This window comes from Azospira sp. MPR-LB4, assembly GCF_058809525.1.
Map to the genome: position 1 here is coordinate 1,101,719 of NZ_CM179521.1, position 12,112 is coordinate 1,113,830.

Here is a 12,112-nt window from a genome sequence, read left to right on the forward strand (position 1 = left end):
TATAACAAAACCGGGGCTCTCGGCCCCGGTTCTGGTATTGGCTCCCGGCCGAATCAGGCTTCGAGCAGAATGCGCAGCATGCGGCGCAGGGGTTCGGCAGCGCCCCACAGCAACTGGTCGCCGCAGGTGAAGGCGGCCAGGTACTCGGGACCCATGGCCATCTTGTGCAGACGGCCGACGGGCACGGTCAGGGTGCCGGTGACGGCGGCGGGGGTCAGCTCACGCTCGGAAATCTCGCGCTCGTTGGGCACCACCTTGGCCCACTGGTTGGCCTTGGCCAGCATGTCGCTGATCTCGTCCAGGGGCACATCCTTCTTCAGCTTGATGGTGAGAGCCTGGGAGTGGCAGCGCATGGCGCCGATACGCACGCAGAGGCCATCGATGGGAATGGAGCCCTGGCTACGGAAAGCGGGCTTGCCCAGGATCTTGTTGCATTCGGCGCCGCCCTTCCACTCTTCCTTGGACTGGCCGTTTTCCACGGGCACGTCGATCCAGGGGATCAGGCTGCCGGCCAGGGGGGTGTTGCGGAAGTTCTTCTTGGGGAAGGCGTCGGAACGGATGGTTTCGGCCACCTTGCGGTCGATTTCCAGGATAGCGGAAGACGGGTCGGCCAGCAGGTCGGCCACGGAAGCGTGGATGGTCCCCATCTGGGCGATCAGCTCGCGCATGTTCTGGGCGCCGGCGCCGGACGCGGCCTGGTAGGTCATGGAGGTGGCCCACTCGATCAGGTCGTTCTGGAACAGCCCGCCCAGGCCCATCAGCATCAGGGAAACGGTACAGTTGCCGCCGATCCAGTTCTTGCCGCCCTTGGCCAGGGAGTCCTGGATGACGTTCTTGTTCACCGGGTCGAGGATGATCACAGCGTCGTCGGCCATGCGCAGGGCGGAGGCGGCGTCGATCCAGTGGCCGTTCCAGCCGGCAGCCCGCAGCTTGGGGAAGACTTCCTTGGTGTAGTCGCCACCCTGGCAGGTGATGATGATGTCGCAGGTCTTCAGGGCATCCACGGACATGGCGTCCTGCAGGGGAGCCGCGGCTTCCTTGCCGCCGAACACCGGAGCCTTGCCGCCGGCGTTGGAAGTGGAGAAATACACCGGTTCAATATGGGCGAAATCACCCTCTTCCACCATGCGCTGCATGAGGACGGAACCGACCATACCGCGCCAACCAACCAGACCAACTCGCTTCATCACTGCTTCCTTGGGTAAGAACTTAATGAATATGTAACGGTATCACAGGCGGCGAGGTTTACCACCCCGCCGCTATCAAGGTTTTCCCTGAGATTACAGGGCTGCCAGGACGGCGTCGCCCATCTGCCTGGTGCCCACCTTGGTGGTGCCCGGCTCGTAGATGTCGCCGGTGCGGTAGCCCTGGGCCAGCACCTTCTTCACGGCGTTTTCCACCTTCACGGCAGCTTCTTCCATATTGAAGGTGTAGCGCAGCATCATGGCAGCGGAGAGGATGGTGGCCAGGGGATTGGCCACGCCCTTGCCGGCGATGTCCGGGGCGGAACCGTGGGAGGGCTCGTAGAGGCCCTTGTTGTTGGCGTCCAGGGAGGCGGAGGGCAGCATGCCGATGGAGCCGGTGAGCATGGAGGCTTCGTCGGAGAGGATGTCGCCGAACATGTTGCCGGTAACCATCACGTCGAACTGCTTGGGATTGCGTACCAGCTGCATGGCGGCGTTATCCACCAGCATGTGGGACAGTTCCACATCCGGATACTCGGGGGCCAGTTCATTGGCGATGTCGCGCCACAGCTGGGTGGTTTCCAGCACGTTCATCTTGTCCACCGAGCACAGCTTCTTGTTGCGCTTGCGGGCGGCCTCGAAGGCCACGCGCAGGATGCGGCGGATTTCGGATTCGCTGTAGTGCATGGTGTTGAAGCCGAAGCGCTGCTTCTGGCCGTCGATCTCGCGCTCCTCGATGCCGCGGGGCTGGCCAAAGTAGATGTCGCCGGTCAGTTCGCGCACGATGAGGATGTCCAGGCCGGCCACCACTTCGGGCTTCAGGGTGGAGGCATTGGCCAGTTCCGGGTAGAGGATGGCGGGGCGCAGGTTGGCAAACAGGTTGAGTTGCTTGCGGATGCCCAGCAGGCCGCGCTCGGGGCGCTGTTCCCGGGGCAGGGTGTCCCACTGGGGACCACCCACGGCGCCCAGCAGCACGGCATCGGCGGCCTGGGCCAGCTTTTGGGTGGCTTCCGGATAAGGGTTGCCGGTGGCGTCCACGGCACAGCCGCCGAGCAGGGCGGTTTCCATCTCGAAACCCAGGTTCAGGGCTTCCAGCACACGCACAGCTTCCGCCATGATTTCGGGACCGATGCCGTCACCCGGCAGCACACAAATCTTCTTGCTCATGTTCTCTCTCGGAAAAACGCGGCCCCGACGTTAGTCGGCAAGCCGCGGTGGTAACTCGGACAGCTGCGGTGAATCAGGAAAACAGCCAGGGCTGTTCGGCCCGGCGGCGCTCCTCGAAGGCCTTGATCTTGTCGGCATGGCGCAGGGTCAGGCCGATGTCGTCCCAGCCGTTGAGCAGACATTCGCGACGGAAGGCATCCACTTCGAAGGGAATGGCGTGACCGTCGGGGCGCACCACCTTCTGCTGCTCCAGATCCACCACCAGCTTGAAGCCCGGGGTGTATTCGGTGAGGCCGAACAGGGCATCGATCTCGGCCTTGGGCAGGACGATGGGCAGGATGCCGTTCTTGAAGCAGTTGTTGAAGAAGATGTCGGCGAAGGATTCGGCGATGACCACGCGGAAGCCGTAGTCCAGCAGGGCCCAGGGGGCGTGCTCGCGGGAGGAGCCGCAGCCGAAGTTGCTGCGGGTCAGCAGCACGGAGGCGCCCTGGTAGCGTTGCTGGTTGAGCACGAAGTTCGGATTCAGGGGCCGCTTGGAATTGTCCATGCCCGGCTCGCCATGATCCATGTAGCGCCACTCGTCGAAAGCGTTGGGACCGAAGCCGGAACGCTTGATGGACTTGAGGAACTGCTTGGGGATGATGGCATCGGTATCGACGTTGTTACGGTCGAGGGGGGCCACCAGGCCGTCGAGTTTGGTGAATGCCTGCATTATTTGGTCGCCTTCTGGATGGCCTCGCCACCCTTTTCGATGTCCTGGCCGATACCGCGCACGGTGTTGCAGCCGGCGGACAGGAAAGCCAGGGCTGCGAGAATCAGGGTCAGTTTCTTCATGGCTCTAATCTCCTCGGTCTTCAGAGAATGTCACGCACGTCGGCGAAATGACCGGCGATGCCGGCGGCAGCGGCCATGGCCGGACTCACCAGGTGGGTACGGCCACCGGGGCCCTGACGGCCTTCGAAATTGCGATTGGAGGTGGAGGCGCAACGCTCGCCCGGCTCCAGCCGGTCGGCATTCATGGCCAGACACATGGAGCAGCCCGGCTCGCGCCACTCGAAGCCGGCGGCAACGAAAATCTTGTCCAGGCCTTCGGCCTCGGCCTGGCGCTTGACCAGACCGGAGCCCGGCACCACCAGGGCCAGCTTGACGTTGGCAGCCTTCTGGCGGCCGCGCACCACGGCGGCGGCTTCGCGCAGGTCCTCGATGCGGGAATTGGTACAGGAACCGATGAAGACCTTGTCGATAGCGATCTTCTTGATTTCCAGATTGGGCGTCAGGCCCATGTACTGCAGGGCCCGCTCCATGCCTTCGCGCTTCACCGGATCGGCTTCCTTGGCCGGGTCCGGCACGGTGGCGCCGATGGGCACCACCATTTCGGGGGAGGTACCCCAGGTCACCTGGGGCTGGATTTCCTCGGCCTTCAGATCGACGGTGCAGTCGAAGCAGGCGCCTTCGTCGGACTTCAGGGTGCGCCAGTAGGCCACCGCCTTGTCCCAGGTCTCGCCCTTGGGCGAGAAGGGGCGGTCCTTCAGGTAATTGATGGTGGTGTCGTCCACCGCCACGAAACCCATGCGGGCGCCGGCCTCGATGGCCATGTTGCACAGGGTCATGCGGCCTTCCATGGAGAGGCCGCGGATGGCGGAGCCGCCGAATTCGATGGCATAGCCGGTACCACCGGCGGTGCCGATCTTGCCGATGATGGCCAGGGCCACGTCCTTGCCGGTGACGCCCTTGCCCAGCTTGCCCTCGACGCGGATCAGCATGGACTTGGACTTCTTCTGGATCAGGCACTGGGTGGCCATCACGTGCTCCACCTCGGAGGTGCCGATGCCGTGGGCCATGCAGGCGAAGGCGCCGTGGGTGGAGGTGTGGGAATCGCCGCAGACCACGGTCATGCCGGGCAGGGTGGCGCCGTTTTCCGGGCCCACCACATGCACGATGCCCTGCCGCATGTCCTTGAAGGGCCAGTAGGCGAGAGCGCCCACTTCACGGATGTTGGCGTCCAGGGTTTCCACCTGCTGGCGGGAAATGGGGTCCTTGATGCCCTCTTCCCAGTGGTCCGTGGGGGTGTTGTGGTCGGCGGTGGCGACGATGGAGGAGACGCGCCAGGGCTTGCGGCCGGCCAGCTTCAGACCCTCGAAAGCCTGGGGGCTGGTCACTTCATGGACCAGGTGGCGGTCAATGTAAATCAGCGCAGTGCCATCGGCTTCTTCATGTACCACATGGTTCTGCCAGAGCTTGTCGTAGAGGGTTTGCGGCATTTTTGTTCCGGCCTTGGGAAAAGGGTGGAAATTTTATCGCAAAAAGGCGTTTTCAGGGCCGCCCGGGGCCTGGGGGACTGGAAACCCCTGTCTCATTTCCGTCGTTTTGCCGGTTTCTCGGCGCCTTCCCTGGCGGCATCCTTCGCCGGCTCTCCCGCCTTTTCCCGCTCCGCTCCGGACGCGGCCTCCGGGGCCGCTTCGCTGCGGGGCACGTAGTAGCCCATGGCCTCGGGCAGCCACTGCTGGATCTGGCGGATGCGGGTGCTGTCCGCCGGGTGGGTGGAAAGAAACTCAGGCGGCTTGCCTTCCCGCTTGCTCTCCTCGGCCATGCGCTGCCACAGGGCCAAGGCCGCATGGGGGTCGTAGCCGGCCTTGGCCATGTAGATCAGGCCCATGCGGTCCGCTTCCGATTCCTGCAGGCGCGAATAGGGCAGCAGGTAGCCCACCGCCGCCCCCGCGCCGAGCAGGCCGGCGTACATATTGGCCTTGCGTGAGTCGCTGGCGGAAACCACCACCGCAGCCGTCAGCCCGGCCACCAGCATCTGCTGGCTCATGCGTTCGCCCCCGTGGCGGGCAATGGCGTGGGCCACCTCGTGGCCGACCACCGCCGCCAGGCCCGCATCGTCCCGGGTCAGGGGCAGGATGCCCGTATAGACGGCCACCTTGCCGCCGGGCAGGCAGAAGGCATTGATGGCCTTGTCGTTCTCCACCACCTTGAATTCCCACTGGTAGTTCTTGCCCGTGGCAGCGGCAATGCGCTTGCCCACCCGCTGCAGCTGGGCATTGAGGGCCGGATCATCGGAAATCTTTTCCTTTTTCAGAATGTCCTCGTAGGAACGCAACCCCATCCGCACCTCCTCCCCTTCGCCGAGCAGCAGCAGCTGGCTGCGCCCGGTCAGGGGCACCGTCTGGCAGGCGGTAAAGAGGAGGACGGCGGAGGCAAGAAGCCAGGGACGCAGGTTCATGGCGCAATCAATCCGGAAGAAAGTGAATACTCAACGCACCGGGGCCGCCGGGGCTGACTCGTCCCGCACCCAGCCGGCCACCAGGACCAGGCCGCAGACGGCAAACAGGGCGCCGATGCCGAAGGTGGCGGCATTGCCCAGGCCGTCCCAGGTCCAGCCGCTGACCAGGCCGCCGAGGAGGCCGCCGGCACCGAAGGAGAGACTGGAATAGAGGGCCTGACCCCGGGCCTGGCAGCGCCCCGGAAACCAGCGGTTGATGGCGGCGATGGCCGCCGCATGGTAGGCGCCGAAGGTGAGGCCGTGCAACAGCTGGGCGCCGAGCAGGACCGGCAGGGAATCCACGCCCCAGCCGATGAGCAGGAAACGCAGCACGGCGGCGGCAAAGCTGGCCAGCAGCACCTGGCGCAGGGAGAAGCGGCGCAGCAGGCGGGCCATGAAAAAGAAGACGCCGATCTCGGCGATCACACCGAGAAACCACAGGCTGCCCACCAGGATCTTGCTGTAGCCGTGGTCGGCCAGGTAGATGGAATAGAACAGGTAGAGGGCGCCATGGGCCGCCGACATGAGAAAACAGGCCCCCAGCAGGGCCCGCACCCGGGGCTGGGCCAGGATGGTGGACACGGGCGGCGTCGCCACGTGCTGGGGCGGCGTCGGGCTCTCCGGCACCAGCAGGGCAAAGGCCAGGATGCCGCCCATGAGGGCGAAGGACATCCACAGCACACTGGCCGGCGGCAGGTAATCGAGCAGGGCGCCGGTGGCCAGCACGGTGACGATGTAGCCGATGGAGCCCCAGATGCGCACCCGGCTGTAGCGGGCCGGTTCGGCGTGGAGATGGTCGAAGACCACGGTTTCCATGAGGGGCAGGGCCGCCGACCAGAAGAAGGCCAGCAGGGCCATGGCGCCGAGCAGGGGCACCAGGGTCTGGGCGAAGAAGAACAGGTTGAAGACCACCACGCTGACCCCGGCCGCCAGCCGCACCAGGGGAATGCGCACGTGCAGGTGGTCCGCCAGCCAGCCCCAGACGGCAGGGGAGCACAGGCGCATGAGGGCCATCTGGCTCAGGATCAGGCCGATTTCCCAGGAGGAAAGGCCCAGGGACTGGAGATAGAGCCCGAAATAGGGCTGGAAGACGCCGACGAAGGCGAAATGGAAGAAGTAGTAGCCGGAGAGGCGCCAGTACGGCAGGGATGGGTGCATCCGGCGATTTTACCGGATGCAAGGCCCCGGGCTCATGCCTTCGCCGCGGGGCCTGACAGGGGACCGATCAGCCGCGGCCGGGAGCGGCCGGCAGGCGGGGCGTGGCGCAGACCACATCGCCGCACTGGGCGCGGTGGCGCAGGGCATGGTCCATCAGCACCAGGGCCAGCATGGCCTCGGCGATGGGCGTGGCGCGGATGCCGACGCAGGGGTCGTGGCGGCCTTCGGTGGCCACCTGCACCGGGTTGCCCTGCACATCCACGGACTGGCGCGGCTGGGCAATGGAAGAGGTGGGCTTGATGGCCATGTTCACCACGATGTCCTGACCGGTGGAAATGCCACCGAGGACGCCGCCGGCGTGGTTGGAGAGGAAGCCCGCCGGAGTCATCTCGTCGCCGTGCTCGCTGCCCTTCTGGGCGATGCTGGCGAAACCGGCGCCGATCTCCACGCCCTTGACGGCGTTGATGCCCATCATGGCGTAGGCGATTTCCGCATCCAGGCGGTCATAGACCGGCTCGCCCCAGCCCGGCGGCACACCGGTGGCGGTGACGGTGATCTTGGCGCCGACCGAATCCAGGGACTTGCGCAGGGCGTCCATGTAGGCCTCCAGCTCCGGCACGATGGCGGCGTTGGGGGCGAAGAAGGCATTGCCGTCGATGGCGGCGGCGTCCGCGAAGGGAATCTCGATGGGGCCCAGCTGGCTCATCCAGCCCCGGATGCTGATGCCGTAGCGCTGCTGCAGCCACTTGCGGGCAATGGCGCCGGCGGCCACGCGCACCGCGGTTTCCCGGGCGGAGGAACGACCGCCGCCGCGGTAGTCGCGGAAGCCGTACTTCTGGGTGTAGCCGTAATCGGCATGGCCGGGACGGAAGGTGCTGGCGATGTTGCCGTAGTCCTTGCTGCGCTGGTCCTGGTTGCGGATCAGGAGGCCGATGGGCGTGCCGGTGGTCTTGCCCTCGAAGACGCCGGAAAGAATCTCCACCGTATCCGGCTCCCGCCGCTGGGTGACGTGGCGGGAGGTGCCGGGCTTGCGCCGGTCCAGTTCGGCCTGGATGTCGGCCTCAGTCAGCTCCAGCCCGGGAGGGCAGCCATCGACGACGCAGCCGATGGCCGGGCCGTGGGATTCGCCGAAGGAAGTGACCGTGAACAGGGTGCCGATAGTATTGCCGGACATGGGCGCAGAAACCTTGTGCTGGAAAGGTTTCGGAGTTTATCACAGGCCCGCCCGGCGCCCTCCCCGGCAAGGACGGCCGAGGCGTGGAAGACACCGGTTTCAGAAGGGCGGCGGCGACTCGAAGCGGAGGGCCTCGTCGGTGATGGGATGGCGGAATTCGAGGCGGGAGGCGTGCAGCAGCAGACGTTCGGCCCGCGCCTGGGCCGGCCCGGCATACAACTCGTCCCCCAGGATGGGATGGCCGATGGCCGCCATGTGTACCCGCAGCTGATGGGTGCGGCCGGTCACTGGCTCCAGCTCCACCCGGGAACAGTCCCCGGCGGCATCGGCGGCCAGGCGGCGAAAACGGGTCAGGGAAGGCTTGCCCTCCTGGAAATCCACTTTCTGCCGGGGCCGGTTGGGCCAGTCCACGATCAGGGGCAGATCCACCGCCCCTTCCTTGTCCTGCAGCACGCCGGCCACCACCGCCTGGTAGCGCTTGCTCACCTTGCGCTCGCGGAACATCTCGAACAGCTTTTTCTGCATGGCCGGCCCCCGGGCCAGCACCAGCAGGCCGGAAGTGTCCATGTCCAGCCGGTGGGCGATCATGGCGTCGGCAAAGACCGCCTGCACCCGGGACACCAGGCAGTCCGCCTTGTCCTCGCCGCGGCCGGGCACGGAAAGCAGGCCGGCCGGCTTGTTGACCACCACCAGGGCGCCGTCTTCGTAGAGCAGGTCGAGGCCTGCATCGGGGGGAGGCTGATAGGAAATCACGGAAGCTGCCAGGTCGCAAAAAAGGCGCAGCCTACCTCAAGAAGGCGCCGCCCGGCCACCGCCGGCCCGGGAACGGCGGCTCAGGGCGCCGCCGGGAAGGGGGCGGAACGGCCGCCCCAGAACATCAGCTCGCTCTGGCCGGCGGGCGCCGGCGTGCCGGCCCGGGCCAGACCCAGGGCCACGGGCTTTTCCTTGAGCAGCTGGCGGATCAGGGCCGGCGGCACCGGCCCCTCGATGATGTAGCCGCCGGTGCGGGCAGTGACGAAGGAGGCGAAATTCTCCGGCACCGCCAGCCAGCGGCGGGTGGAGGCCACGCTCACCACTTCGTTGCGGCGCACGGTAAAGCCGTTGGCGCGCAACTGGGCTTCCCATTCACCGCAGGGACGGCAGGCGGATTCGTGGAAAATCTCGATCACCGGTGCCCCGCCCTCCTGGGCATGCAGGGGCAGGGCCGGGGCCAGCAGGGCCAGGCACAGCAGCAGGCGGCGGTTCAGCATCCGGCTTTCCCCGGCTTGCAGCCTTTGAGCATCCACAGGGAAATGATGCCCACCGCCTCGTTGGCCATGGTCTTGCGGCCCATGCTGGTGACCGTGCGGCCGTTGCTGGTCACCGCATTGACGTCGGCGCCGGCCTGCAGCAGCAGGGTGGCGTTGGCCGACTTGTCGGCGTAGGCCGCCAGGTGCAGGGGCGTGGCGCCCTCCCCGTCCCGGGCATTGACGTCGGCGCCGGCGGCCAGCAGGGCTTTGACCACGCCGCTGTCCGGATTGGTGGCGGCCAGGTGCAGGGGGGTGGAGCCCATGTCGGTGCGGGCGTCCTTGAGGCTAGGCTGGCGCTTGAGCAGGGCCTGCATCTCGGCGGCCGTGCCCAGGCGGGCCACGTCGTGCACCGGCTGGTCCGGCGACAGGCTCTGGGCGTGGGCATGGGGCGCCAGGAAGACGGAAAGGAACAGGCTGAAGACGACGCCGATGCAAAGGCCGATCAGGGAGCGGAGGGCATAGGGCATGGCACGGTCTCCGGCGACGCAGGAGGGAAAAGCGGGGAACTGGCGTGGGCGCATGGTTTGAGCGGGGTCCGGGAATTTCGTTGGATGCAGCGTAGCATCTACCACCCCCTCGCGGCTTGTCTTTCACCTGCATCAAAACCCGGAGGTGCCGGGGCGGTCGAAATAACCAGACGTTATCTCTTTAGTCCCACCTGATCTTTGTTCGCCGGGCGCCATGGTTTAGATTGGCGCCATTCTCCGCATACCGCCCAAAGGAAATTCCATGAAAATCGCCAAGGATGTGACCCAGCTGGTGGGCAAGACCCCCCTGGTCCAACTCAACCGCGTCGCTGCCGGCATCGAGGGCACCGTGGCCCTGAAGCTGGAATATTTCAACCCGGCCCACAGCGTCAAGGACCGGATCGCCGTGGCCATGATCGACGCGGCCCAGGCCGCCGGCAAGATCAAGCCCGACACCATCGTGCTGGAACCCACCTCCGGCAACACCGGCATCGGCCTGGCCATGGTCTGTGCCGCCCGCGGCATCAAGGCGGCCTTCGTCATGCCCGAAACCATGAGCCGGGAGCGCAAGCTGCTGCTCAAGGCCTACGGCGCCGAGCTGATCCTCACCCCCGGCCCCGAAGGCATGGGCGGCGCCATCAAGAAAGCCCAGGAGCTGGCCGAGAGCGACTCCCGCTATTTCATTCCCCAGCAGTTCGAGAACCCGGCCAACCCGGAAGTGCATCGCAACACCACCGCTGAGGAAATCTGGGCCGACACCGACGGCCAGGTGGATATTTTCGTCGCCGGCGTCGGCACCGGCGGCACCGTCACCGGCGTCGGCGAAGTGCTGAAGGCCCGCAAACCCGGCGTCCAGGTCTTCGCCGTGGAGCCCGATGCCTCCCCGGTGCTCTCCGGCGGCGCCAAGGGCCCCCACCCCATCCAGGGCATCGGCGCCGGCTTCGTGCCCGCCGTGCTCAACACCCAGGTTTACGACGGCGTGGTACGGGTCAAGAACGACGACGCCTTCGCCACCGCCCGCCGCCTGGCCACGGAAGAAGGCCTGCTGGTGGGCATTTCCTCCGGCGCCGCGGTGTGGGCCGCCCTGGAAATCGCCAGGAAACCGGAAAACAAGGGCAAGCTGACCGTGGTGGTGATCCCCTCCTTCGGCGAACGCTACCTGTCCACCGCCCTCTACCAGCACCTGGAAGTCTGACCCCGGATGCTCCCGAACGCCCCGGCCCGCCGGGGCGTTCGGCTGTCCGGGCACGGCAGGAAGCGCCCATGAGCAATGCCCATCCCGTCCTCATCGTGCCCGGCTTCGGCAACTCCGGGCCCGACCATTGGCAGAGCCGCTGGCAGGCTGCCGAGCCCCGTTTCCGCCGGGTCGAGCAGCAATCCTGGGAGGCGCCCCATTACATAGACTGGCGCCATGCCCTGGAAGCGGCCGTGGCGGCGGCACCCAGCCCGCCCATCCTGGTGGCCCACAGCCTGGGCTGCCTGCTGGTGAGCCGCTGGGCGGAAGAAAGCCGCCTACCGGTACAAGGCGCCCTGCTGGTGGCGCCCCCCGACCCCCAGGGGCCGGCCTTTCCGGCCGAGGCCAGGGGTTTCTCGCCCCTGGCCCGCAGCACCCTGCCCTTTCCCAGCCTGGTGGTGGCCAGCCGGGACGATCCCTACGGCCACCTCATCTTCGCCGCCCAGTGCGCCGCCCTGTGGGGCAGCCGCTTCGTGGACGCGGGCTACTGCGGCCACATCAATGCCGACAGCGGCCTCGGCGACTGGCCCTGGGGCCGGGAACTGTTGCGCAGCCTCGAGGCCTGAAGCACCGGCCTCAGTGGGCCATGGGCTTCCAGCCCGGGTGGTCGAAATAGCGGCCGTAATCCTCCAGGGCGCCGAGCACCTTGGCGGCGCCGCGGCGGGGATCGCCGCCCTTGCTCTTGCCGGCCATGGCCTCGATGCCAGCACCCAGGTCGGCCAGCACCAGATGCAGCATGGCGTCGGCTTCCGGCGCCAGTTTGCAGGCGGCAACGATGCCGCCCACCTCCCGCTCCAGACCCGCCGCCAGCTTGGCGTAGCCGGCCCGGTTCAGGCGGTTGCCGTGGATTTCCGCCAGACGGGGCTCCATGGCAGCCTGGATGCGGCTCATGCCGTCCCGCAGGGGCGCATCGGTGGCCCACTTCTGGCCCTGGTTGAGCTGCAGGGTCGGCGTGGCGGCGCCGTGGTGGTGATGGCTGTGGTCCGCCGCCAGGCTGGATGACAGGGGCGCCGCCAGGGCCAGCAGGCAAAGGACGGTCACGAGGGGTTTCTTGTTCATGTGTTCACTCCGGTTTCTCTAGGGGCCCCTATGCTCCCCATCCGGCCGGGGAAATAACATGATCCGTCTTAAAACGAGGCGGCGGCGGAAGGTCGCAGCGCTGGCAGGAAAATGC

14 protein-coding genes are annotated in these 12,112 nt (G+C 66.7%); 2 read left to right on the plus strand and 12 right to left on the minus strand.

From position 1 onward, the window contains the following. Positions 1-53 precede the first annotated feature (53 nt). The 11 genes from asd to AC3QLZ_RS05030 form a co-directional block, all read right to left on the minus strand. Entirely contained in the window at positions 54-1,187 is a 1,134-nt protein-coding gene (gene asd, locus AC3QLZ_RS04980) for an aspartate-semialdehyde dehydrogenase (protein ID WP_026687255.1), read from the minus strand. Between the two features lie 93 nt (positions 1,188-1,280). After that, the gene (leuB, locus tag AC3QLZ_RS04985; RefSeq protein ID WP_026687254.1) at positions 1,281-2,351 is read right to left on the minus strand and encodes a 3-isopropylmalate dehydrogenase; all 1,071 of its coding nucleotides are present in this window, start codon (positions 2,349-2,351) and stop codon (positions 1,281-1,283) included. 73 nt (positions 2,352-2,424) lie between these two features. Beyond that, positions 2,425-3,063 (minus strand): 3-isopropylmalate dehydratase small subunit, encoded by a 639-nt coding sequence (gene leuD, locus AC3QLZ_RS04990; protein ID WP_109040228.1) that lies wholly within the window; start codon positions 3,061-3,063, stop codon positions 2,425-2,427. After that, a complete protein-coding gene (locus tag AC3QLZ_RS04995; RefSeq protein ID WP_014238212.1) occupies positions 3,063-3,185 on the minus strand; it encodes an entericidin A/B family lipoprotein in 123 nt (40 codons plus the stop codon). Before AC3QLZ_RS04995 ends, leuD begins: the two co-directional genes overlap by 1 nt. Before the next feature lie 20 nt (positions 3,186-3,205). Further along, the gene (gene leuC, locus AC3QLZ_RS05000) at positions 3,206-4,612 is read right to left on the minus strand and encodes a 3-isopropylmalate dehydratase large subunit (protein ID WP_130458845.1); all 1,407 of its coding nucleotides are present in this window, start codon (positions 4,610-4,612) and stop codon (positions 3,206-3,208) included. A 92-nt stretch (positions 4,613-4,704) separates the two neighbouring features. Then, positions 4,705-5,577: a M48 family metallopeptidase gene (locus AC3QLZ_RS05005; protein WP_492783441.1), complete on the minus strand. Its 873-nt coding sequence runs from the start codon at positions 5,575-5,577 to the stop codon at positions 4,705-4,707. A 30-nt stretch (positions 5,578-5,607) separates the two neighbouring features. Next, the gene (locus AC3QLZ_RS05010; protein WP_492783442.1) at positions 5,608-6,774 is read right to left on the minus strand and encodes an MFS transporter; all 1,167 of its coding nucleotides are present in this window, start codon (positions 6,772-6,774) and stop codon (positions 5,608-5,610) included. Between the two features lie 67 nt (positions 6,775-6,841). Further along, on the minus strand, positions 6,842-7,948 hold the full coding sequence (gene aroC, locus AC3QLZ_RS05015; protein ID WP_492783443.1) for a chorismate synthase: 1,107 nt from the start codon (positions 7,946-7,948) through the stop codon (positions 6,842-6,844). Between the two features lie 99 nt (positions 7,949-8,047). After that, positions 8,048-8,701, minus strand: coding sequence for an RluA family pseudouridine synthase (locus tag AC3QLZ_RS05020; RefSeq protein WP_152088870.1), 654 nt, complete (start codon positions 8,699-8,701; stop codon positions 8,048-8,050). Positions 8,702-8,781: 80 nt separating this feature from the next. Continuing rightward, entirely contained in the window at positions 8,782-9,198 is a 417-nt protein-coding gene (locus tag AC3QLZ_RS05025) for a DUF411 domain-containing protein (RefSeq protein WP_130458849.1), read from the minus strand. After that, the gene (locus AC3QLZ_RS05030; protein WP_416244077.1) at positions 9,192-9,704 is read right to left on the minus strand and encodes an ankyrin repeat domain-containing protein; all 513 of its coding nucleotides are present in this window, start codon (positions 9,702-9,704) and stop codon (positions 9,192-9,194) included. The genes AC3QLZ_RS05025 and AC3QLZ_RS05030 overlap by 7 nt, the downstream gene beginning before the upstream one ends. A gap of 262 nt (positions 9,705-9,966) precedes the next feature. Here AC3QLZ_RS05030 and cysK point away from each other — a divergent pair, with 262 nt between their 5' ends. Then, entirely contained in the window at positions 9,967-10,899 is a 933-nt protein-coding gene (gene cysK, locus AC3QLZ_RS05035) for a cysteine synthase A (protein ID WP_014238220.1), read from the plus strand. A 68-nt stretch (positions 10,900-10,967) separates the two neighbouring features. Then, positions 10,968-11,504 carry an RBBP9/YdeN family alpha/beta hydrolase gene (locus AC3QLZ_RS05040; RefSeq protein WP_492783444.1) on the plus strand — a complete coding sequence of 179 codons (537 nt, stop codon included), beginning with the start codon at positions 10,968-10,970 and terminating at the stop codon, positions 11,502-11,504. Positions 11,505-11,514: 10 nt separating this feature from the next. Here the strand turns inward: AC3QLZ_RS05040 and AC3QLZ_RS05045 are convergent, their stop codons facing one another. Further along, entirely contained in the window at positions 11,515-11,997 is a 483-nt protein-coding gene (locus tag AC3QLZ_RS05045; protein WP_014238222.1) for a hypothetical protein, read from the minus strand. Positions 11,998-12,112: the final 115 nt, after the last annotated feature.